The organism is Ottowia thiooxydans, assembly GCF_040548795.1.
GTDB lineage: Bacteria > Pseudomonadota > Gammaproteobacteria > Burkholderiales > Burkholderiaceae_C > Ottowia > Ottowia thiooxydans_A.
In genome coordinates this window covers 18,846-39,586 of record NZ_JBEPSH010000004.1, presented here as the reverse complement: position 1 = coordinate 39,586, position 20,741 = coordinate 18,846, and the positions used below count along the sequence as shown (strand labels likewise).

At 58.7% G+C, this 20,741-nt stretch carries 20 protein-coding genes; 4 read left to right on the top strand and 16 right to left on the bottom strand.

Going from position 1 to position 20,741, the window contains the following annotated elements:
- Position 1 precedes the first annotated feature (1 nt).
- Positions 2-412 (top strand): putative toxin-antitoxin system toxin component, PIN family, encoded by a 411-nt coding sequence (locus ABIE13_RS09870; RefSeq protein ID WP_354442977.1) that lies wholly within the window; start codon positions 2-4, stop codon positions 410-412.
- A 114-nt stretch (positions 413-526) separates the two neighbouring features.
- Here the strand turns inward: ABIE13_RS09870 and ABIE13_RS09865 are convergent, their stop codons facing one another.
- A complete protein-coding gene (locus tag ABIE13_RS09865; RefSeq protein WP_354442976.1) occupies positions 527-1,834 on the bottom strand; it encodes a hypothetical protein in 1,308 nt (435 codons plus the stop codon).
- A gap of 153 nt (positions 1,835-1,987) precedes the next feature.
- Here ABIE13_RS09865 and ABIE13_RS09860 point away from each other — a divergent pair, with 153 nt between their 5' ends.
- A complete protein-coding gene (locus ABIE13_RS09860) occupies positions 1,988-2,185 on the top strand; it encodes a hypothetical protein (RefSeq protein WP_354442975.1) in 198 nt (65 codons plus the stop codon).
- 60 nt (positions 2,186-2,245) lie between these two features.
- Here ABIE13_RS09860 and ABIE13_RS09855 read toward each other — a convergent pair whose 3' ends face one another.
- The 10 genes from ABIE13_RS09855 to ABIE13_RS09810 form a co-directional block, all read right to left on the bottom strand.
- On the bottom strand, positions 2,246-3,205 hold the full coding sequence (locus ABIE13_RS09855) for a branched-chain amino acid ABC transporter permease (protein WP_354442974.1): 960 nt from the start codon (positions 3,203-3,205) through the stop codon (positions 2,246-2,248).
- A 3-nt stretch (positions 3,206-3,208) separates the two neighbouring features.
- On the bottom strand, positions 3,209-4,093 hold the full coding sequence (locus tag ABIE13_RS09850; protein WP_354442973.1) for a branched-chain amino acid ABC transporter permease: 885 nt from the start codon (positions 4,091-4,093) through the stop codon (positions 3,209-3,211).
- A 48-nt stretch (positions 4,094-4,141) separates the two neighbouring features.
- Entirely contained in the window at positions 4,142-5,362 is a 1,221-nt protein-coding gene (locus ABIE13_RS09845; protein ID WP_354442972.1) for an ABC transporter substrate-binding protein, read from the bottom strand.
- Positions 5,363-5,477: 115 nt separating this feature from the next.
- Complete coding sequence (locus tag ABIE13_RS09840; RefSeq protein ID WP_354442971.1) at positions 5,478-6,191, bottom strand: ABC transporter ATP-binding protein; 714 nt, start codon at positions 6,189-6,191, stop codon at positions 5,478-5,480.
- 39 nt (positions 6,192-6,230) lie between these two features.
- Entirely contained in the window at positions 6,231-6,992 is a 762-nt protein-coding gene (locus ABIE13_RS09835) for an ABC transporter ATP-binding protein (RefSeq protein WP_354442970.1), read from the bottom strand.
- Between the two features lie 374 nt (positions 6,993-7,366).
- On the bottom strand, positions 7,367-9,277 hold the full coding sequence (locus tag ABIE13_RS09830) for an FMN-binding glutamate synthase family protein (protein WP_354442969.1): 1,911 nt from the start codon (positions 9,275-9,277) through the stop codon (positions 7,367-7,369).
- Between the two features lie 182 nt (positions 9,278-9,459).
- Positions 9,460-9,858 (bottom strand): carboxymuconolactone decarboxylase family protein, encoded by a 399-nt coding sequence (locus ABIE13_RS09825; protein WP_354442968.1) that lies wholly within the window; start codon positions 9,856-9,858, stop codon positions 9,460-9,462.
- A 15-nt stretch (positions 9,859-9,873) separates the two neighbouring features.
- Positions 9,874-11,499 carry a GMC family oxidoreductase gene (locus ABIE13_RS09820; protein ID WP_354442967.1) on the bottom strand — a complete coding sequence of 542 codons (1,626 nt, stop codon included), beginning with the start codon at positions 11,497-11,499 and terminating at the stop codon, positions 9,874-9,876.
- Between the two features lie 6 nt (positions 11,500-11,505).
- Positions 11,506-13,200, bottom strand: a complete 1,695-nt coding sequence (locus ABIE13_RS09815; RefSeq protein ID WP_354442966.1) for a thiamine pyrophosphate-binding protein — start codon at positions 13,198-13,200, stop codon at positions 11,506-11,508.
- A gap of 117 nt (positions 13,201-13,317) precedes the next feature.
- Entirely contained in the window at positions 13,318-14,013 is a 696-nt protein-coding gene (locus ABIE13_RS09810; RefSeq protein ID WP_354442965.1) for a GntR family transcriptional regulator, read from the bottom strand.
- A gap of 303 nt (positions 14,014-14,316) precedes the next feature.
- On the opposite strand from ABIE13_RS09810, the gene ABIE13_RS09805 reads away from it, so the two are divergent.
- Complete coding sequence (locus ABIE13_RS09805; RefSeq protein ID WP_354442964.1) at positions 14,317-15,072, top strand: N-acyl homoserine lactonase family protein; 756 nt, start codon at positions 14,317-14,319, stop codon at positions 15,070-15,072.
- An 89-nt stretch (positions 15,073-15,161) separates the two neighbouring features.
- Complete coding sequence (locus ABIE13_RS09800; RefSeq protein WP_354442963.1) at positions 15,162-16,145, top strand: tripartite tricarboxylate transporter substrate binding protein; 984 nt, start codon at positions 15,162-15,164, stop codon at positions 16,143-16,145.
- Positions 16,146-16,422: 277 nt separating this feature from the next.
- Here the strand turns inward: ABIE13_RS09800 and ABIE13_RS09795 are convergent, their stop codons facing one another.
- The 5 genes from ABIE13_RS09795 to thiL form a co-directional block, all read right to left on the bottom strand.
- Positions 16,423-16,917: a CinA family protein gene (locus ABIE13_RS09795; protein ID WP_436278398.1), complete on the bottom strand. Its 495-nt coding sequence runs from the start codon at positions 16,915-16,917 to the stop codon at positions 16,423-16,425.
- 200 nt (positions 16,918-17,117) lie between these two features.
- Entirely contained in the window at positions 17,118-17,594 is a 477-nt protein-coding gene (locus tag ABIE13_RS09790; RefSeq protein ID WP_354443684.1) for a phosphatidylglycerophosphatase A family protein, read from the bottom strand.
- A 220-nt stretch (positions 17,595-17,814) separates the two neighbouring features.
- The gene (locus ABIE13_RS09785; protein WP_354442961.1) at positions 17,815-18,459 is read right to left on the bottom strand and encodes a glutathione S-transferase family protein; all 645 of its coding nucleotides are present in this window, start codon (positions 18,457-18,459) and stop codon (positions 17,815-17,817) included.
- Positions 18,460-18,634: 175 nt separating this feature from the next.
- A complete protein-coding gene (locus ABIE13_RS09780) occupies positions 18,635-19,516 on the bottom strand; it encodes a plasmid replication/partition related protein (RefSeq protein WP_354442960.1) in 882 nt (293 codons plus the stop codon).
- A gap of 201 nt (positions 19,517-19,717) precedes the next feature.
- Positions 19,718-20,719: a thiamine-phosphate kinase gene (gene thiL / locus ABIE13_RS09775; RefSeq protein ID WP_354442959.1), complete on the bottom strand. Its 1,002-nt coding sequence runs from the start codon at positions 20,717-20,719 to the stop codon at positions 19,718-19,720.
- Positions 20,720-20,741 lie beyond the last annotated feature (22 nt).

Here is a 20,741-nt window from a genome sequence, read left to right as displayed (position 1 = left end):
GGTGAGTAAGCTCGTCATTGACACCAATGTGGCCCTCGATTTATTGGTGTTTGCCGATCCCGCTGTGCAAGCATTGCGAGCGGCTCTATTGAACGGGCAGGCCGTTTGGCTCGCCAGTGTGGAGATGCGGGCGGAGTTGGGCCGAGTGCTGGACTATCCCAGAGTCCTGCCCCGCCTGGTGGCGCGTGGCCTGAACCAGTCGACTGTCCTTCTGGAGTTTGACCAACTCACGCGCACAGTCCCGTCTGCTCCCCCCGCCTCCTGCCGGTGCGCAGACGCTGACGACCAGCCTTTCATTGATTTGGCGGTCCAGCATGGCGCCCTTCTCTTGAGCAAAGATGCCGCCGTACTGGCTCTGCTAAAACCTATGCGCGCTCTGGGCGCCGATGCGTCTCCAACCTGGAAGGCGTAGGCGCTCATCTGGACTGGAAGCCGCGCCATCATAGTTGCGCGGTGGTTCCAGGTCGGTCAGATTCATGGGGCCTAGGGCTCACGGCTTCCAGTAAGCCTGACTTGCTCGCGCCAACTAAGGGCGATGCGAAGACAAGATGAGGGGCTTGAGGGTAGATAGCTTGGTCATGGCTGTTGCGGCGTCTCTTCGCTCAGACTGGAAATCGTGCAGACGGGCATAACTTTCCAAAAGTTCCTGCTCAGCCTGCTTGTCGGCGAAAGACGTTGTATTGAGCCTGGATTCGAAGAAATAACTCATCTGAGACTTCATCGACTCGATAACCTTATCGACGTTCATGCACATCTCAATTTCAAGACAAAGAATTCGGGACCTGGTTTCATTTTCCGGCAAATAGCGCTGCTCGGACGAGATGGTGTGCCATGTCGCGTAGCTCTGCCTCAGATCTGAGGTCATCTTGCTGTTGACTGCAATAGCGTCGACTTCGTAGGTGAAAAGCCGGTCGTTGGCGAGATCCTCCAGCGAACCCGAGACCTTGCTCAAGTCGGTATCCGCTGCGTCGAAGATGGTTTGAACGAATGCCCTTGCGGGCGTAGCGGCGTAGGTTTGCAGCTTCGTCTCCAAGTCATGCAGCACTCGGAAATGGAGCGCCGCCGCTTCGCGCAGCTGCTGGGTGGGGATGCGACTGTAGTCCCTGGGCTTCGAGCATAGAACCTCGCCCCAGTGCTGATGTTGGGCCATCAACATCAAAGCCAAGCCAATCAACTGAATTCCAAGCTGCTTACGTTCGACCAGCAACTGGTGCAGGCTGTCCCTATCGCCAGGGTGTTGCGATGCCAATGGCAGTTTCATTTCAGCTGCGGTGGCATCTTCAGAGAGATTGCAAAGGTAATGCGCCTGAAAGGCGTAATGAACGCTGGCCTGGCACATCTCCCAGGCTACGTTCTGACAGGACGCATGGTAGAACGACAGCAAGCTCGCTTGACCGTCGTTGTCAGTAGACAGGCCGCAAGCATGCTGCATGAAAACCAGGGTCGAGGTCGTCTTTGCAGCTGTCTCTGCCAGGGAGCCATAGTTCGTCAAGGCCTGAAACAGATAGGGGCTGCTGGCGTGCGGTTGGGGTGCCTGATTCAAAACCTCCAATTCCTGCAGAAGTTCCTTCATGGAATCAACAGATGGCAAGGGCGGCGGGCTGATCCTGAACGGGGCCTCGTCCAGCGTCGCCTGGTAGAGCTTGGTCGCTTGCATATGCAAGATGCTCAAGGCGAAAGAATGGCGGTCACTTTGCAAACTGCCGCTGGTGGCACCCGTGCCGACTGTGGTGTTGGCTGGCGCCAGGCTGGGTGCACCCGTTGCCGGCTGAGGTGTGGGCGTCGGAGGCGGCTGAAGAGGTGTCGAGAGCGGGGTAGTGCGCGGGAATTGCATGAAGAGTAGTTTCTCTAGGAGCAGGTCCAAAAAGGCAAACCATCCACCTTTCAGAGCGTGTTTTGAAAATGGTCTGAAGATGTGAGTAACACCTGCAGGGCAGAGGGTTCCAAAAACCCCCCATGCAAGAATCGCCGTTACCCCTCATTCCGCGTGACCCGTGCCCGCAAACCCGCAGGACCAGCGCCCTCAGATGTGCATAGCGAAGGGAGCGTAGAAGATGGACTGATTGCTGCGGGCCAGGTCGCCAGTGCGATTGAGTACACCGTGCATGTGGCTGAGTTCGTGCCCAGAATGGCCCGGCAAGCTTGCGAAATTCCGCAGACAGTGGGCCAGCGAGTCCGGGGTTAAGCGCTGTTCAAATTCCTGGCGCCAGGGCGTGTTAACACGCCCGTTCTTTCTGACGAGGTCTCAGAGCGACTTCTTCAGCCAGGCGCCCAGCTCGCCCACAATGCCGCGACGGAACAACAGCACGCAGACCACAAAAATACCACCTTGCACCACCAGGACCCAGGAACCCAGTTCGGCCAGATAGTTTTGCATGGTGATGATGACGGCAGCGCCCACGACCGGACCAAAGATGGTGCCCATGCCACCCAGCAAGGTCATCAGGATCACCTCGCCAGACATGCTCCAATGCACGTCGGTCAAGGACGCAAGTTGGAATACAAGGGCCTTGGTCCCACCGGCCATGCCTGAGAGCGCGGCAGACAGAACGAAGGCACGGAGCTTGAACTTGTCTGCGTCGTAGCCCAGGGATATGGCTCTGGGCTCGTTCTCGCGAATGGCTTGTAGCACCTGGCCGAAGGGGGAGTGGACGATACGGTAGATCAGCAAGAAACCGCCCATGAAGACCGTGAACACCAAGGCGTACATGGCGATAGGCTGGGAAAGATCGACCAGCCCAAAAAGTCGGCCGCGTGGTACAGCCTGTATGCCGTCTTCGCCGCCGGTGAAAGGTGCTTGCAAACTGAAGAAAAACACCATTTGGGCCAGCGCCAGGGTGATCATCGCAAAGTAGATGCCCTGGCGGCGGATGGCCAGCTTGCCGGCGACCCAGCCCAGCCCAGCTGCGCAGGCGGTGGCAAACAAGATCGCCAATTCAGGCGTGAATCCCCAGATCTTGGCTGCGTGCGCGGCGGCATAGCCTGCGCTGCCTAGAAACATGGCGTGGCCAAACGAGAGTAATCCGCCAAAACCCAGCAGCAGATTGAAGGAACAGGCGAACAGTGCAAAACACATCACCTTCATCATGAACACGGGGTACACGCCTACCAGCGGGGCCAGTGCGAATACCAGCGCCATGGCGATGATCACCTTTCGGTGCAGCGCGCCTGCCGACGGTGTGGTGTTGGAGGTGGGCACGGTCATGGCTTACTTCTGAGTGCCGAACAAGCCAGCAGGCCGGATCAAGAGCACGATGGTCATGATGATGAAAATAACGGTGCTGGAGGCTTCGGGGTAAAACACTTTGGTAAGACCTTCCACAAGTCCCAAGCCAAACCCTGTGACGATGGCGCCCATGATGGAGCCCATGCCTCCAATGACCACCACCGCAAAAACCACGATGATGAGATCAGCACCCATCTGAGGGCTGACCTGATAGATGGGTGCTGCCATCACGCCAGCCAGTGCCGCCAGGCCCACACCAAACCCATAGGTGAGCGTGATCATGCGCGGGACGTTGATACCGAAGGCCTGCACCAGTTGAGGGTTCTCGGTGGCAGCGCGCAAGTAGCCACCCAGTTTGGTGCGTTCAATGACATACCAGGTGCACAGGCAGATGACCAACGACGCAATGATCACCCACCCCCGGTACTTCGGCAGAAACATGAAGCCCAGGTTAATGCCGCCCGAAAGCTGCTCCGGTATGGCGTAGGGCAGTCCGGTAGAGCCATATTCATTGCGGAAATAGCCCTGAATCATTAACGCCAGTCCAAAGGTCAGGAGCAGTCCGTATAGGTGGTCCAGCTTGTACAGCCGGGCCAGCATGGTGCGTTCGATGATCACGCCCACGGCGCCCACCAGAATGGGCACCAGAAGCAGCGCCCACCAGTAATTCAACCCCACCTTGTTCAACAGCAGATAGGCGCCAAAGGCCCCCAGCATGTACTGCGCACCGTGGGTGAAGTTGATGATGTTGAGCAGGCCGAAAATGACGGCCAGCCCCAGCGAGAGCAGGGCGTAGAACGAACCGTTGATAAGGCCTATGAGCAACTGCCCCATCATGGCCTGGATCGGAATGCCGAAGACTTCCATGCGCGCTCTCGTTCCCTGTTGTCGCTGGTGGGTGGGCTGGTGGCGAGATTACTTCTTGGCGACCAGCGGGCAGTTACCTTCTGCCAGTGGGCGGAATGCCTGGTCAGCCGGGATGGTCTGCTTCAGCTTGTAGTAGTCGTAAGGGCCTTTCGATTCCTTGGGCGCCTTGACTTCAAACAGGTAGACCGGGTGAATCTTGCGTCCGTCCGCGCGGATGGTGCCCTTGCCGAACAGGGGGTCATCTGTAGGAAGTTCCTTCATCTTCTCCACTACTTTGGTGCCGTCGTCGGTCTTCGCCGCTTCGATGGCTTTCAGGTAATGCAGAACCCCGGCGTACACGCCGGCATGGTCGGATGAGGGGTATTTGCCCTTGTTCGCTGCAACGAAGCGCTTGGTCCATGCGCGGCTCGCATCATTGAGGTCCCAGTACCAGGCTTCTGTCACGTTCAAGCCTTGCGCTGTGGCCAGTCCCAGTCCATGCACGTCAGGCAGGAACACCAGAAGACCGGCCAGTTTCTGTCCACCCTTGACGATGCCAAACTCCGCAGCCTGCTTGATGGAGTTGATGGTGTCACCACCTGCGTTGGCCAGGCCAATGATCTTGGCCTTCGAGGATTGGGCTTGCAGCAGGAAGGATGAGAAGTCTTGCGTGGCCAGGGGTACCTTCACGCTGCCGAGGATCTTGCCGCCGGAAGCTTTGACCACTTCGGAAGTGTCGCGCTCCAGGGCGTGGCCGAAGGCGTAGTCGGCCGTCAGGAAGAACCAGCTGTCTCCACCGCTCTTGACGACGGCGCTACCCGTGCCGTGTGCCAGCATCCAGGTATCGTAGAGCCAATGCACGGTGTTGGGAGAACAGGCCTTGCCGGTCAAGTCAGAGGCTGCCGATCCCGTGTTGACATGGACCTTGCCCTTTTCCTTGGTGACTTCGCTGATCGCCAGGCCCACTGAGGATGTGGGCACGTCAACGATCATGTCCACGCCATCGGAGTCATACCATTTGCGCGCAATGCTGGAGCCGATGTCGGGCTTGTTCTGGTGATCCGCAGAGACGATTTCCACTTTCATTTTGGACTTGCTGGTCTTCTGGAAATCTTCCACAGCCATTTTGGCTGCGAGTACCGAGCCTGGTCCGCCAATGTCGGCATATACGCCGGACATGTCGTTCATCACGCCGATCTTGACGGTGTTGCCAGAGATTTGCGCCTGGGCAAAACCTGCCGCCGTGAGCCCGACGGCGGCCATGAGAGAGCACAGTAGCTTGCGTTTCATCGGTTTATCTCCTTGACTTGAGTGGACTGCGGAAAATGGACACCGTAATTCGACGCTTCGCCAGATGGAGAGATACGCGAGACTGCAGTGTTCTGAAAACGCTGAAATACAAAGTTCATACCCCCAGGGACTCATGCAAGGTGTGCATGTTGTCCTGAAGTTCGGCGGCAGAAAGCTCTCGCAAGATCAAGCCGCGCTCCATGATGTAGAAGCGATCAGCCAGCGGTGCAGCAAAGCGGAAGTTCTGCTCCACCATGAGAATCGTGTAGCCCCGCCGACGAAGCGCCTGGATCATGCGAGACAAGGTCTGCACAATGACCGGTGCAAGACCTTCCGAGATTTCGTCCAACAGCAAGATCTTGGCGCCGGTGCGCAAAATGCGTGCAACGGCCAGCATCTGCTGCTCCCCGCCTGAAAGCCGCCCACCCGGGCTGGTCCGGCGCGTCTTCAGATTAGGGAACATGTCGTAGATTTCTTCCAGGCTCATGCCGCCTTCTGCCACCTTGGGCGGCAGCATCAGGTTCTCTTCGCAAGTCAGCGAAGCCATGATGCCGCGCTCTTCCGGGCAATAACCAATGCCCAGGCGCGCGATCTGATGGGGCGCCATGCGCACGGTTTCGCCGCCGTTGATCCGTATGGAACCCGTGCGTTTGCCAACCAGACCCATGATGGAACGAAGCGTGGTGGTACGGCCCGCACCGTTGCGACCCAGCAGCGAAACCACTTCGCCAGGCATCACTTGCAGGTTGACTCCATGCAGAATGTGCGACTCCCCGTACCAGGAATGCACGTTCTCGAGTTCAATGGCTGGCGTGGATGCGGTGCTCATGTCAGAAGTAGCTCGTGCATGTCTTGTGGTTGGCGTCCATCAAAGAGTTTCATCGGCGCTGCCCATGTAGGCTTCCAGAACCTGCGGGTTGCGCGAGACTTCGCTGTAGGGCCCTTCTGCAATCACCTGGCCAAACTGCAGCACGGTGATCGTGTCGGCAATGTTTCCCACCACGCCCATGTTGTGTTCCACCATGAGCACTGTTCGATTGGCGGCCACTTTCTTGATCAACTGAGTGACCATCTCGACGTCTTCCAGGCCCATGCCCTGTGTGGGTTCATCCAGCAGCATCAATTGCGGATCCATCGCCAGGGTGGTGGCAATTTCCAGTGCCCGTTTGCGTCCGTAAGGCAGCTCTATGGCTTCCAGGTGTGCGAACTCGGCCAGACCCACGAAGCCAAGAAGTTCCAGGCAACGCTCATCCAGCTGCTTCAGCGTTTCCTCTTTTTTCCAGAAGTGGAATTCGGTACCGAGTTTTTGCTGAAGGGCCACGCGGACGTTCTTCAGCACGCTCATGTGTGGGAAAGTGGAAGAGATTTGAAACGATCTCACCACGCCACGCTTGGCGATCTGAGCCGGTTTCTCCCGCGTGATGTCCTGACCGTCGAAAAGAATCTGGCCGCGTGTGGGCTCAAGGAACTTGGTGAGCAGATTGAAGCACGTGGTTTTACCGGCGCCATTGGGGCCGATCAGCGCATGGATAGTGCCCCTGCGGATTTGCAGATTGACGTCGCTGACGGCGACAAACCCTTTGAACTCTTTGACGAGCCCTCTGGTTTCCAAAATGATGTCTGAACTCATGCGGCCCGTCTGCAAGATTTGCGGATACTGCTGTAGACGGGCGGATTATGCGGGGCGGAAGTGACCCTGCCGATTGGGGTTTTGCCGAGTGGGGTTTGTACCTGAGAGGCTCAAACGAAGGGGGTGGCGCTTCGATTCCTCGCGCTTGATCGCCTCTCAGGCCGAGTGAGCCCACGGTTGGAGAACTCCCTGTAAGCGAGCGCTCCCACGGGGGCGCAGCTCTTCTATCGTGGCGTCAGTCTGCGCTCATCTCGGCTTATTTACAGCGTTCCGTCCCCAACGTCTCCGGTCATGAAAGTGCATAGGGTCACGCAGGCTGAGCTAAAACAAGCGTGTGAATCTGCTACACCGTCAGGATCTCGTCAGAAAGAAGGTCAGAGACGATCCTGGGTTTCAGCAGGGGCAGCTCCCTTACCGGTATCTGATGCGCCCCAATCCGTAGGCACTTCAGTTGGCGAGACGGGCGTAGCCGCTGGTGAGCTCGCTTGCTCGGGATTGACAGGGGTCTCAGGTGGGGGCTCGGGCGGGTGGGAACTCTTCAATTCCTGGGCCACCTCGCGTGCCGAAGAGGGCGTGCGCGTCTTGTGAACTCCCCTTGAATCACGCAAATCCGGCGGCGTGTCTCCCGCCGCCGGATGTTGCGGGGCGAAGCTGTGTGAGCTGGCAAGCGGCCAATACAGGCGGAATACGTTGGGTTGATGTGCAAGGTCGTTCAAGATGGCGCCATGCTCCAGCCGTGGCATCAGGGTGGAGAGCAGGCGCACCTCTGTATCGTCAATGCGTCGCACAATGTGGTGAGAAGTCACGTCATCAGGGTGGTTCAGGCCAGCAGCTTGCAAAAGCTCCTTGAGCGCGTGCAAGGTATTGGCATGAAACTGGGCAACCCGGGGCGCCTTGTCGGCCACAACCAGGGCTTTCTGGCGCAGCGGGTCTTGAGTGGTCACGCCGGTAGGACAGCGGCCGGTGTGACAGGTCTGGGCCTGTATGCAACCCAGGGCCATCATGTAACCACGGGCTGAATTGCACCAGTCAGCGCCCAGCGCCAACATGCGCACTACATCAAATGCGGTGACGACCTTGCCCGCGCAACCGAGCTTCACACGCTCTCGCAATCCGATGCCAATCAAGGTGTTGTGCACCAGTCGCAGGCCTTCCTGCAAAGGCGTCCCCACGTGGTCGACAAATTCCACCGGTGCTGCGCCCGTGCCGCCCTCCGCGCCGTCGACGACGATGAAGTCCGGTGTGATGTCGGTCTCCAGCATGGCTTTGGCGATGGCAAACCACTCCCAGGGGTGGCCGATGCAGAGCTTCAGGCCTGTGGGCTTGCCACCCGAAAGCCGTCTTAACTCGGCCAGGAAGCGCAGCAACCCCACTGGCGTCGAGAAGGAGCTGTGCGCCGATGGGGAAATGCAGTCCACCCCCACGGGCACACCGCGGGTAGCGGCGATCTCCGGCGTGACTTTTGCGCCAGGCAGCACACCGCCGTGGCCGGGCTTCGCGCCCTGGCTGAGCTTGAGCTCAATCATCTTCACTTGCGGCTCAAGCGCCTGCTTGGCAAAACGCTCGGGGCTGAACTTTCCGTCTGCGTCACGGCAGCCGAAGTAGCCAGAGGCAATTTGCCAGATCAGATCACCGCCGTGCAGCCGGTGGTACTGCGAGATGGAGCCCTCGCCCGTGTCATGGGCGAAGCCACCTATCTTGGCACCCTGGTTCAAAGCCAGAATGGCGTTGGCTGACAGCGCGCCGAAACTCATGGCAGAGACGTTGAAAACGCTGGCACTGTATGGCTGGGTGCAGGGCTGGGTCCCAGGATTGGGCACGCCGGGCTGACCGCCAATCCAGATACGGAAGTCGTGCGATTCGATCTTCGTCGGGCTCATGGAGTGGTTGACCCACTCATACCCCTCGGCGCCCACATCCAGTTGCGTACCAAAAGGCCGGTTGTCTGGCTCGCCTTTGGAGCGTTGGTACACCACCGATCGCTGCGCACGCGAAAACGGCTGGGCCTCGGTGTCGCTTTCAATGAAGTACTGGCGTATTTCCGGGCGGATGAATTCAAGCGCAAAACGCATGTGCCCCAGCAAGGGGTAGTTGCGCAAGATGGCGTGCCTTGTTTGCCGCAGGTCGTACACCCCCAGGGCGACCAACAGCCCCGAGGCCAGAAACCACAGGCCTCCACGGCCGAAGGCAATCATGGAAAACAGGCTCAAAATCATGACCAGCACGCACAGACCGAGCGTGCTGTAACGGACAGTGTTGGAAGCGGTCAGAGTGGGTGCGGACATAGCGGACTTTCTAGGTGCGCGCGTCGATGACGCGCTAAGCTGGCGGGTGACCGCTGCGGCTGTTCACACCATCATACGAGGTTGAAATGAAGCTACCCGGTCCAATGCGAACGTGCATGCTAAGCGGCCTCTGAGTTCCGTTGGCGACGCATCCTCCCAGGTACGCATTCCCTCTGCTTGCGCTATCCTGTTGTGTCACCCATTTTCGCGTCACCGATTTCTTCCAGCAGGATGGGAATCGCGAGATTGCACGCGTGGATGCCCATCACGGTAGTCAACTGGATAACTTCAAGCAACTCTTCCAGGGTGGCTCCCGCTTTCAGCGCATTGCGGACATGCCGGCGTACGCCTGGCGCGTAAAGGTGAGTTGTAGCCGCATTGATGGCTACAAGAATCATCTCCTTGAATTTCTGCGGAAGCGGGCCGTTCTTCTGGGGTACGCTTCGAAATGCCAGATAGGCCTCCATGAACTCGGGATCCAACTCACGAAGTTGATCCCATAGCGGATTCCAGTCGCCACGTGCGATGTGGTCTTCGCATAGAGGGGTAAGGACTTCTGTTGTTCTCTGATCGTCTCTCATAATTCTTGAAGCTCCTTAGTTTGCTTTGGCATCAGCTAGCATCCAGTCGGCGACCCGCTCTCCAATCATCATGGCCGGAGCATTGGTGTTGGACGAGGCGATAGTGGGCATCACCGACGCATCCGCCACGCGCAGCCCGTGAATGCCGTGTACGCGCAGGTTCGAATCCACCACCGAGTCTGCAGCCGAAGTTCCCATCCGACATGAGCCAACCGTATGCCAGGCTGTCTGACCGGTTTCGCGGACATACTCAAGGAGCGCGTCGTGGTCTGTCACAGCGGGGCTTGGACGATGTTCAGAATGGATGACGGAACTCAGTGCAGGCTGGCTGGCAACGTGGCGGATCAGGCGGAGCATATTCACCGTTGTGTCACGGTCTTCCTCTTCTGCCAGATAGTTCGGTTGGATTTTGGGCGGAGTCCTGGGGTCTGATGAGATGGCATGAATGCTTCCACGAGATTTCGGGTACAGCATGAATCCGCCAATGGAGAACCCGGACCAAGGGTCGATTCCAGCGCCTGGGCTGCGTGAATACCGGTCCTTGCCGCTGATGTGATAGATGCGGATCATCACATCAGGACGTGGTAACCCGGAATGGGTGCGGGTGATTGCGTGCGCTGTGGACGATGTGCTTGCCAGTAAGCCACGCCGGGTGAATAAGTACTGTAGGCCAGCTTTAATTTTGTACAACGGGCTGCGCATCAGATCGTTGATCGTTCCCGGCAAGTTACTGCGATAGGCGCAGCGTACCTGCAGGTGATCGCTAACGTTCTCCCCAACCGAAGGCAGTTCATGCACTGGCTTTATGCCGGCCTCGCGTAGCCGCGCGAGCCCACCTATGCCGGAAAGTTCGAGCAACTGCGGCGACTGAATGGTCCCGGCGCTTATGGCTACCTCAAGCCTGCTGCTAGCAATATGGCGTTGTCCTTGCCACTCGTATTCCACTCCGGTGCAGCGATTGCCGTCGACAAGAACTTTGTGTACTAATGCGTCGGTGCGCACGATCAGGTTGGGACGATTGCGGGCCGGATGGAGATAGGCGACGGCGGCACTCCAGCGCCGGCCACGCCAAGCTGTTTGTTCCAGGTAGCGTACACCTTCGTACCGCACTGCGTTGTAGTCCGGTGTGTCGGGGATTCCCGCTTCGCGGCAGGCCGAAACGTACGCGTCCGAAATTTTGTCGGTGTCATACGTGCCTCGATCGGTGATCCGCACTGGACCGTCCCGGCCGCGCAGTGGATTCTCGCTGAACAGGTTCGACTCCATCCGCCGGAAGTAGGGTTGGATGTCTTTGAAATTCCAACCGGCAATACCTTGATCTTGCCAACTGTCGTACTCATCTGGATCACCCCAGACGTAAGCCATGCCGTTCAGTGCACTGGACCCACCCAGCACCTTGCCGCGGGGCCAGTAGATCCTCTGGCCCTTCATGGTTTCCTGCGGCTCAGTCTCGAATCTCCATGCATACTTTTCATTTGTCAGCAGCTTGCCGACGCCGAGGGGCATGTGGATCCAGATATTGCGATCAGGTCCGCCGCCTTCAATCAGCAGTACGCGATGGCGGCCACAGGCTGTAAGTCGATTGGCCAGAGCACAACCCGCGGATCCAGCGCCTACGACGATGTAGTCGAATTGTTCCATACGGGCTTACTTCTGCGAGTTCGCTCGATGCTTGAAAGAATCACGTCGGAAGCTATAGAGCGCCGCTGGATCCACTTGCACGTCGACGATGGCCGGTCGCCCGCAGCGCACTGCTTCGGCGACCGTCTTGCCGAGGTCCTCGGCTCGCTCTACGCGAAAACCAGCAGCACCCCAGAGTTCCGCGAGCTTGTCATAAGGCGGATTGGGAACATCGGCGCCGATATAGCGCTCCCCAAAGAAGTCGCGTTGGTATGCTTTCTCAGCACCCCAGCAACCGTTATTCATCACGATACAGACCGTATTGATTCCGTATTGCACTGCGGTTCCTATCTCGCTGTGCGCCATCCCGAATCCACCGTCACCCATCAAGCTCACAACCGTCCTGTCCGGACAGGCCAGCTTTAAGCCGAGTCCGCAAGCGTAGGAGAAGCCTACTAATCCAAAATCAAGAGGTGTGAAAAGCGCTGGCGGCTGGCAGTACCGCATGTTGTCGGTGGCCTGGAGACACAACGTTCCTGCATCCATTGTGTACATGGTGTCGTCCGGCAAGGTGTCACGCAAAGTCTTGAAGAGAAACGCTGGCTGCATGGGATCGGCCCCCTTGCCCGCATCCTCGTCACGCTTGGTCAAGAAGCTTGCACGGGAACCTATGAAGGCGTTGCACCATTCCCGAGCGTCGGAACCAGCAGCATGCTCGCGCAGGATCTCGCTTAGATCACTCGTGACATTCGGAGCCGACCCCAGCAGACCTAATTGCACCGGGAAGAACCGGCCGATGGCGGTTGGCTCTGATTCGACCTGGATGATCTTTGCGTCCTTATTCAGGTTGTCCCAAGAATAAAAGGTGGTGTTGAAACCCAGCCGTGTGCCGAGTGCCAGGATCACGTCCGCGCGGCACGCAAGATCTGAAGCTACCGCGTTGCCGCGAGGCCCCACCTGACCGCCGTACAGACGATGCGTACAAGGCACGGCATCTCCGTGGCCAGGCGACATTACCACCGGGGCTTGCAATTGTTCGGCGAGCGCCAATACTTGCTCATAGCACTGCGTATTCTTGACGCCACCGCCGGCCAGTATCAGCGGTCGCTTGGCTGTTCGCAAGAGGTCTGCCGCTTGGGCTAACAATTCCCTCGATGCCGTGAAACCGCCCTTGAATTCCCTGCCATCCGGCATAGCGACTTCGATTTCTGCCGTGTCGGCCAGAAGATCGCGCGGGAGATTCAGGAGCACGGGGCCACGACGTGGACTCATCGCTGTACGGAAAGCCTCGCGCATCATCTCGGGAATGCGCGCCGTCTGGGTGAGCGTCCAGGTCTTCTTCGTAACAGGTTTGAACAGAGACTGTTGATCGACTTCCTGGAAAGCATCGCGGTAGATATGTGCGGACGACAAAGAGCCTGCTAGCGCGATCACCGGGGAGTACGCTGCATTGGCTTGAGCCAGTCCCGTCACTAAATTGGTAGCGCCTGGTCCGTTTTGTCCAGCCAGGAAGACACCCGCCTGTCCAGACGCACGTGCATAGCCATCGGCCATATGCACACCGGTTCGCTCATCCCGAACTCCGATGAAGCGGATGGACTGTGCGTCATACAGTGCGTCGAATATTTCCATGCCTGCCGAACCGATCAGCCCGAAAACGTGTGAAACGCCTTCTGCCTGCAGAGCTTCAACGACCGCTTGGCCGCCTGTGATTTTGTTCATGCGTCTTCTCCTATGGTGGTGCAGCGGGCACGAATCTAGCCTCGCATTGTCGGTATTGTAAATGTCGACATTATGGCAGTCAATAGATTTGCACTTCTTGTTTAGGTCCGCTAATGCTTAGTCTGGCGTTGGAGTCGTTGCGGGCTTATGTTTCCGTTCGAACTCTTCCAGAGCTGCGCTGCGGTTTTCGAGCGCGAGGTTCCTATGAAGCAGGGCGGCGGCTTCACTATCGCCCGATACGACCGCGTTCACAATGCGTGTCCACATGGCGACTGAGCGCTTGCGGCGAAGTTCAGAGGCCAGGCCAAGACGGACGTAACGTCCGATTTGTAGTGCAAAGTCCCTGACGTACCTCGCGAGAACGTCGTTATTGGACAGCTGGATCAGTATTTCTACCATCCCACTACTGGCGCGCACATAGCTTTCCAGATCCTCAACACTCTCGCGCAGGCGGGCAAGTTGTCCCCGTAGACGCTTGGCATCGGCTTCGGAACATCGCTCCGTAGCCAATCGTGTACCGGTGGCCAGGAGTGAAGCACGAACTTCAAAGAGATCGTCAAGCTCCTTGGCTGAGAGTTGGGTGACGTATGCGCCCTTTTGCGGTTGAATGCGCACTAACTCACGTTGTTCCAGATGTCTTAGCGCTTCCCGGATCGTCGCCCGGCTGACGTCGAAGAACTGGGCGAGCTCCACCTCTCGCAAACGGCTTCCGGGCGAAAAGCTCGCGTCCATGATGGATTTTGCGATCTGATCCGCTACCTGCAGCGGGAGGGTCTGAAGTAAGGCTGGCTTGGCAGGAAGAGATGTCGACATGTAGGTAGGTGTCCGGATGCCGACATTTTGCACTAGGAAGTGTTCTAACTGAGCATGGGGCGAATGCCGTGAGCGATGCAATGGGACGAGAGGAAGAAACATCCTCTTTAAGGCGGTTGCCACCAGAAAGACATGGGGGCTGGCCGTGGGTTGTAGAAAATCATTGCCACTCCGTTCATGTCGGATGTTAGAATGTCGACATCTTAAAAATAAGTTAAAGATTGCTGGCGTTCCTGCCAGCCAAAACGTGCTCACTTGTGTCATGAGAATGACCAGCTAAGCGAAACGCATTCGTAAACATGTTTGTTAACCATCAAGGTAGAACGCGTGAATGACTTCCATTCCTGGCGTGTCGATGTGATAGAGCTTGCCCGACGCACGGCGCATCGCTCATGGTTCTTTTATCTGTCGGAAGAGCAAGGCGTCCAAGAGATAGCGTACCGAGCATGGCTGCTACGAAACGGCACGGACTGTGTTCTCGTCGACACGGGCCCACCGTTGGATGAGGCTCACCGCCGTGGATTGCGCGACGTGGTGCGGCTGGACGTTGCTTTGAGTCGTCTCGGCGTTGGTCTGGGGCAAATTCGCGATGTCGTACTGACTCACCTCCACTGGGATCATGCAGCCTCCGCAGACCTCTTCCCTCATGCACGTTTCTACATTCAGCGTAAAGAGATCGAATTCTTTAGGGGTCCTGCGCACGATCATCCGGTGACTGCACGCTTCTTCAGTCACCGGAAAATGCTATCTGAGTTGCTGGAGTCGGGCAGAGTTGAACCAGTGGATGGCAAACACGTGCTGCGTGACGGATTAAATCTGGTGCAGGTTGGTGGCCACACTCCGGGTTCACAGATTGTCGCGGTAAGAACGAGCGAGGGGCTTGCAGTCATAACTGGCGACGCAATCCCGTTGAACCGCAACTATACGGATCTGATACCGAACGGCATTCTGGTGAGTGTTCCCGAGGCGGTCGCAGCGCTACGGACGGTAAGGGCACTGCAGCCGACTGAAATCTACACAGGCCATGACGTTGAGCCAAATCTAAGGCTGCCACGATAACCCTTTTCAGATTCTCGGCGACGTCAACAAACCCCGATCGCTTAAACGAAATAAATGTCGACATTCCAACATATCAGGAGATGAAAAAAATGGAACATTTGAAACAAGATCGTCGTTATTTTCTAGCGGCAGCAGGCGCCGTTGCCGCCTCTCCACTTTGCGCATGGGCCGCCGAGGATTCTCTTACCAAACCTCTCAAGATCATTGTGCCGTTTTCCGCGGGAGCACTGACAGACATCATCGCGAGGCTCTACGCGGAGAAGCTCTCGCCACTTCTCGGACAGCCAGTCATAGTAGAAAACAGGCCGGGGGCAGGGGGAATTTCGGCTTCGCAAGCGATCCTTGCTCAGCCCGCCGATGGACATTCATTGCTCTTCGTTTCCTCGGCGCATGCGGCCAACCCTGCGCTTCGAAAGAAGCTCCCGTATGACACTGCAAAGGACTTCTCTGGACTGGCTTTGCTGGCAACTTCGCCAAGTGTGATAGTGGTTCCAACGAGTCACCCGGCGCAGAATATCGAACAACTGATCCGAAATGGGAAGGAGAACCCGGGCAAGCTCACCTACGGAAGTGCCGGTATCGGCTCGGCGACCCATCTGGCCGGGGAATACTTTCGCACGAAAGCCGGCTTGCAGATGGTCCACGTACCCTATAAGGGCGTGCAAGAGGCCGTGACGGCCGTAGCAGCTGGACAACTGGATCTCGCGTTTCCGCCGATCGCATTAGCGCAGGCGATGGTAGCCGCAGGTCGCATCCGGGTAATGGCGGTCACTGGCCTGCAACGCGTCGCGGTATTGCCTGATACGCCAACGGTGGCTGAAAGGGGATTTCCGGGCTTTGACTCAAGCATATGGTATGCGCTGGTAGCACCATCGGCCAGCCCGAAACCGATCATGCAAATGCTTGCGCAAAAAATCCAACAAATCAGCAGTAGAGCAGACATTGCGGAGAAACTTCGTTCTCAAGGCCTGATCCAGGAAAAGCTGGTCCTTGGCGAGTTTGACCGTTTCATTACGGACGACATGCATAAGCTGGCGTCTTTGGTGCGGGGTAGCGGCATACAACCTGAATGAGCGCTTCCGCGACGCCAAAATTCGGGTTGCGATCTGCGTATCCTGCGAGCATCTATTGCGTGCAAGAGTGTGCGGTCCCATTCCAGACTCACCTACCTGTGCGGGTTACAGGAAGTCGGGAAGTGTTTTTTCGAACATCAGGCCATCGGTTGCGGATTCGTCACCTCGGTCAAGGACTGGGGCAAAAAGCTATCCGCGAATCCTTCGCGCAACAAGAAGCCCAATCCCTTGAGGTGACCTGTCCTAATCTTCAGCGCCAGCTACGCATTTATTATTCTCATTCAGTGGACTGGCTAGTGGAGACTAGAGCTAGTAAGCAGCGCAGAGCATGTTCCACGGTAGCTGCGCGAATGGCGGCGCGGTCGCCATCGAACCTCTTGCATTCGCTGGTGGTTTCTCCATTGACGCACCATCCAAACCACACTGTCCCAACCGGCTTCTCCGCGCTGCCACCGCCCGGCCCCGCCACACCCGTCACCGCGATGCTGACCTGAGCTCTCGAACGAGCCAGCGCTCCTTCAGCCATGGCGCGGGCGACTGGCTCGCTCACCGCACCATGCTGATCGATCAACGCCATGGGAATCGCCAGCAGGTCGGATTTGGCTTGATTGCTATAGGTCACAAAGCCACGGTCGAACCAGTCGGACGAACCCGCGAGATCGGTGCAGGCCCCCGAGATCAGGCCTCCCGTACAGCTCTCTGCGGTGCAAAGCTGCCAACTTCGTGCACGAAGTGCTGCAGCCAAAGCTTGAACAATCTCATTCATATCCATAGTCCTTCGTCACAGGGCCTTGATCGCAGCCCCAGTTCCGCATGTCGCGCCGGGCTCAAGCAAATCGCTCTCCCTCTTCCGCTTGCGGGAACCCGGCGAGGCGAGAGGGTTGGGGGGCCGGCCAACCGGTGATGGGCAGCAGCGTCTGCAGGTCCTAAGACCTCTCATGTCCCGCGGCATATCTCGTTGATCTCAGCTGTTCACCAAGCCCGCCACGCAGCCATCACCATCAACGTGCAAAAGGCCGCCACCAGATCATCCCAAACAATTCCGAACCCACCGCGCCAGCCTGTCGCACCGTGAAAAAGCCGATCAGCCCAGCCCACAGGGCCTCGTTTGACTGCGTCGAAGAATCTGAACAGGACGAAGGCTACCAGTTGCGTCCAAAGCCCGGCAGGCAATACCAACCAAAGCACGATCCAGAACGCAATGATCTCATCCACCACAATCGCGCTTGGGTCGGCTATACGCAGGTTGCGCGCGGTGACTGTAGAGGCCCACCAGGCCGCGGCCAGGCCGGCAATGATCAGCCAGGCCTGCGCTGCGGGCGTGGTAAGCCATTGAGTCAGGACCAGCCAGGCAAGCCAAGCCCACAAGGTTCCCGCAGTACCGGGTGCAATGGGCGAGAGGCCCGAACCGAAGCCAAAGGCAATCCAGTGAGCCGGATGCGCACGCATGAACCGCGCGTTGGGCCGCACTGCACCTGCCGGCCTTGGCGCAGGAGAGTTGGAAAGCGGCTCGAGTGTGATCGGCTCGCTAGGGGCAGATGCCTGGGGTGCAGGTCCTGCAGAGCGGGCGCGCACGTCGGTCACATCGTCACGGGGGGCATCAGACAGACTCATGGAAATCAGGGCGTGTTAACACGCCCTGCAAAGCAATCGCAAGCCCTCCATGCTATCAGCGAGTTTTCTGAGCGTCTGAGCCTTCCTGTTGGCCAGCTATGAGAGCGTTGTCGATCTGATCCGCCCGCAATGCCGCTGGCCTGTTTCTATGACGTTCGGCGAACTTTGTAAAAGCGGGGCGTGCCTCCAGAAGCTTGAACTGCATATACCAGCTCAGCGAAGCGGCTACCAGCAAGTCCGCGGCCGTAAACTGCTCGCCAGCAAGAAGTTCACGGTCTTTCAGCGCGCCTTCCAGCGTCCCCAGCAGATCCTCTTCGGTGCCGAATCCGGCCATGCGAGGATCTGGCAGCACGGCTTTGGCAGCCTTGGCCACCATCAGTTGCTCCAGTGGCCCCATGAAGCTGATCCACCGGTAGTAAGGGCCGCGTGCGGCGCTGCCCACCGGCGGAGAGAGTTGCTTGCCTGGCACGAGATCGGCCAGATACATGGCGATGGCGGCGTTTTCAGTGACCACCGTGTCGCCGTGCTTGATGGCCGGCACCTTGCCCATGGGATTGATGGCACGGTATTCAGGCGCTTTCATCGTGGTGCCGTATTCGAGCAGCACGGTTTCATAGGGCAGCCCGGTTTCTTCCAACATCCAGCGGGCAACCCGGCCACGTGACATGGGGTGGGTATAGAACGTGAGAGAGGCGTTCACGGGGTTCTCCTTTTCGGTGATTTATCCAAGCCCGAATCGGCATGGTCCACTTCTGGCTGATAGAGCCAGAGCCGCTTTGGCGGCCCCTACTCGCTCCGCTCGATTGGGTTTCCAAGGTCCAAAGCAGCGCAAACTGGCTCCCGCCGGACGGAATCAAGCAGTCCGGTGCCGAGCATCAGTCGCCGTGGCTGAGCTGGGCCTGCAGTTGTTCGATGCGCGCGCGCAGGCTGGCGTTCTCGGATTCTAGCTCGCGAACACGGGCCAGCAGGCTGTCGACGCTGTGTTCCTCCGAAGTCGCTGCTGCTTCATCGCCCGATCCCGGGTCTTCTGGCCTGGGCTTGCGTTTGGCCTCACGTACCCGTTTGGCAGCCTGGCGCAATTCCTTGGCGCCGCCATGGGCGGCTTGCGCTTGTTCCTCGGCGGGCAGGCTGGCGACCATGGCGGCAGTGCTGAGCGTGATGTCGCCCGCCCTGACGGCCGCCACCACCTCGGGTGCAGCCTGGCTCTGGATGGCCTCGATCATGCGCACCTGGGTGCTGCTGAGGCGCGCGGCCTTGGCCAGGGCCTCACGGCTCTTTAGCAACTGCGTGTCAGCGGGGGCTGTGGTGATGCCGGTGGGGGGCTTAGGTTCGGGGCTGGCCTCGCGCGTTGAAGCGCTGCCATCCCCATCCACGTCAAAGGGAGGGTCACCGGCTGGGCTGGCGGACGTCTCAGCCGCGGGTGCAGTCTTCAGGCGTGTCTCCAGAATGTCGCGCTTGCGCAGCGCGAGCACGCCGCGTTGAAAGTCCGAAATGCTGCGCCGGCCCAGGTGCTGGTCAATCATCCACAGATGCACGTCTTCCAGCGTCTGGAATTGGAGCACCTGTACGGTGGAGAAAGGCAAACCATGTTTCTGGCAGATGCCGTAGCGGTTGTGCCCGTCGATCAGAAGATCACCCCAGAGTACCAGTGCATCGCGGCAACCTTCGGCCAGGATGCTGCGCTCGAGCGCGCTGTATTCGTCTGGGGTAAGAGGGTCGATATAGGCTTTGAGGTCTTCCTTGACAACGATATCCATGAGCAATAAATCAGGCGCGGGAGGGTGATGGGCGAACCGCCGAGGCCGAGCCCGGTAGGCGCGGGCTGGAGAAACGAAAGGGCGCGATTCTACGCGTGCGGTGTGCGGGCGCGGCGGGTGAGGGCTTTCAGTATCACCGTGCGGTCTTCGCCTTTTGCGGGCTGGGTTCCCTGCGGGGACTGAAGGCGCTCCTGGTCCGGACTAGCCGAAGTGGTCGAAGGCGCGTGCTTCCAGTGGCGTGGGTTGACCGTTCGCGTCGATGAGACGCAGGCCTGGCTGCTCCACGATTCGACCGACGCGGGTGACCGGGGTGCTCGCACGCTCGGCGGCTGACTGCACAGCTCGGCGGGCGGTCGCAGGTGCGGTAAAGACAAGCTCGTAATCGTCGCCGCCGGTGAGCGCCAACTGGAGCAGGGTCTCTGAATGGAAACGCCCTCCTGCCAGCGAGGCAAAAGCGCCAGCGGCCGTCAGATGAGCCCCCATGCTGGCTTCGATCTCCGCTCCGACCGAGCTGGCCTTCACGATGTGTCCCAGATCACCCGCCAGACCGTCGCTCACGTCCGCGCAGGCGCTGGCCATACCACGCAGTGCCACGCCGAGGGCCAGGCGCGGGGTGGGGCGTTCCAGCCGTGGGCGCGCAGCGGCCATCACGTCGGGCGGTAGCGTCCATTCGCCACGAAGGACGCCCAAGGCGAGGCGCGCATCGCCCAGCGTGCCACTGACCCAAATGTCGTCACCTGCATGGGCACCATCGCGCCTCAAGGCCTGTCCGACGGGTAACTGACCAAACACCGTGATACACAGGTTGAGTGGCCCCGCAGTGGTGTCGCCCCCGATGAGGGGGCAGTGGTGCGCGTTGGACAGAGCCAGCAGCCCGCCTGAAAAGGCCGCTAGCCATGCCTCGTCACGGGCGCGCTCAGGCGGCAGTGCCAGAGCCAAGGTGAACCCCAGCGGCTCGGCTCCCATAGCCGCGAGATCACTGAGGTTGACCGCCAGTGCTTTGTGGCCCAGTGCGAAGGGGTCGACATCGGCAAAGAAATGGCGTCCTTCTACCAACATGTCGGTGCTGACCGCTATCTGCATACCGGGAGATGGCTGCAGCAACGCGCAATCGTCACCAATACCCAACGCGACCGTGCTTGATTCAGATGCGGCCTGCGCTGGGGTTTTGAAAAATCGCTCTATCAGTTCAAATTCGCCCATTACCGTGACTGCCCTTCCAAGC

What these genes read in the sequence shown, in the direction of transcription:
- ABIE13_RS09795 (WP_436278398.1), bottom strand. Translation starts at nt 16,917, where the DNA reads ATGGATATGAATGAGATTGTTCAAGCTTTGGCTGCAGCACTTCGTGCA.
- ABIE13_RS09800 (WP_354442963.1), top strand. Translation starts at nt 15,162, where the DNA reads ATGGAACATTTGAAACAAGATCGTCGTTATTTTCTAGCGGCAGCAGGC.
- ABIE13_RS09835 (WP_354442970.1), bottom strand. Translation starts at nt 6,992, where the DNA reads ATGAGTTCAGACATCATTTTGGAAACCAGAGGGCTCGTCAAAGAGTTC.
- ABIE13_RS09840 (WP_354442971.1), bottom strand. Translation starts at nt 6,191, where the DNA reads ATGAGCACCGCATCCACGCCAGCCATTGAACTCGAGAACGTGCATTCC.
- ABIE13_RS09825 (WP_354442968.1), bottom strand. Translation starts at nt 9,858, where the DNA reads ATGAGAGACGATCAGAGAACAACAGAAGTCCTTACCCCTCTATGCGAA.
- ABIE13_RS09820 (WP_354442967.1), bottom strand. Translation starts at nt 11,499, where the DNA reads ATGGAACAATTCGACTACATCGTCGTAGGCGCTGGATCCGCGGGTTGT.
- ABIE13_RS09815 (WP_354442966.1), bottom strand. Translation starts at nt 13,200, where the DNA reads ATGAACAAAATCACAGGCGGCCAAGCGGTCGTTGAAGCTCTGCAGGCA.
- ABIE13_RS09790 (WP_354443684.1), bottom strand. Translation starts at nt 17,594, where the DNA reads ATGCGTGCGCATCCGGCTCACTGGATTGCCTTTGGCTTCGGTTCGGGC.
- ABIE13_RS09810 (WP_354442965.1), bottom strand. Translation starts at nt 14,013, where the DNA reads ATGTCGACATCTCTTCCTGCCAAGCCAGCCTTACTTCAGACCCTCCCG.
- ABIE13_RS09845 (WP_354442972.1), bottom strand. Translation starts at nt 5,362, where the DNA reads ATGAAACGCAAGCTACTGTGCTCTCTCATGGCCGCCGTCGGGCTCACG.
- ABIE13_RS09780 (WP_354442960.1), bottom strand. Translation starts at nt 19,516, where the DNA reads ATGGATATCGTTGTCAAGGAAGACCTCAAAGCCTATATCGACCCTCTT.
- thiL (WP_354442959.1), bottom strand. Translation starts at nt 20,719, where the DNA reads ATGGGCGAATTTGAACTGATAGAGCGATTTTTCAAAACCCCAGCGCAG.
- ABIE13_RS09850 (WP_354442973.1), bottom strand. Translation starts at nt 4,093, where the DNA reads ATGGAAGTCTTCGGCATTCCGATCCAGGCCATGATGGGGCAGTTGCTC.
- ABIE13_RS09865 (WP_354442976.1), bottom strand. Translation starts at nt 1,834, where the DNA reads ATGCAATTCCCGCGCACTACCCCGCTCTCGACACCTCTTCAGCCGCCT.
- ABIE13_RS09855 (WP_354442974.1), bottom strand. Translation starts at nt 3,205, where the DNA reads ATGACCGTGCCCACCTCCAACACCACACCGTCGGCAGGCGCGCTGCAC.
- ABIE13_RS09830 (WP_354442969.1), bottom strand. Translation starts at nt 9,277, where the DNA reads ATGTCCGCACCCACTCTGACCGCTTCCAACACTGTCCGTTACAGCACG.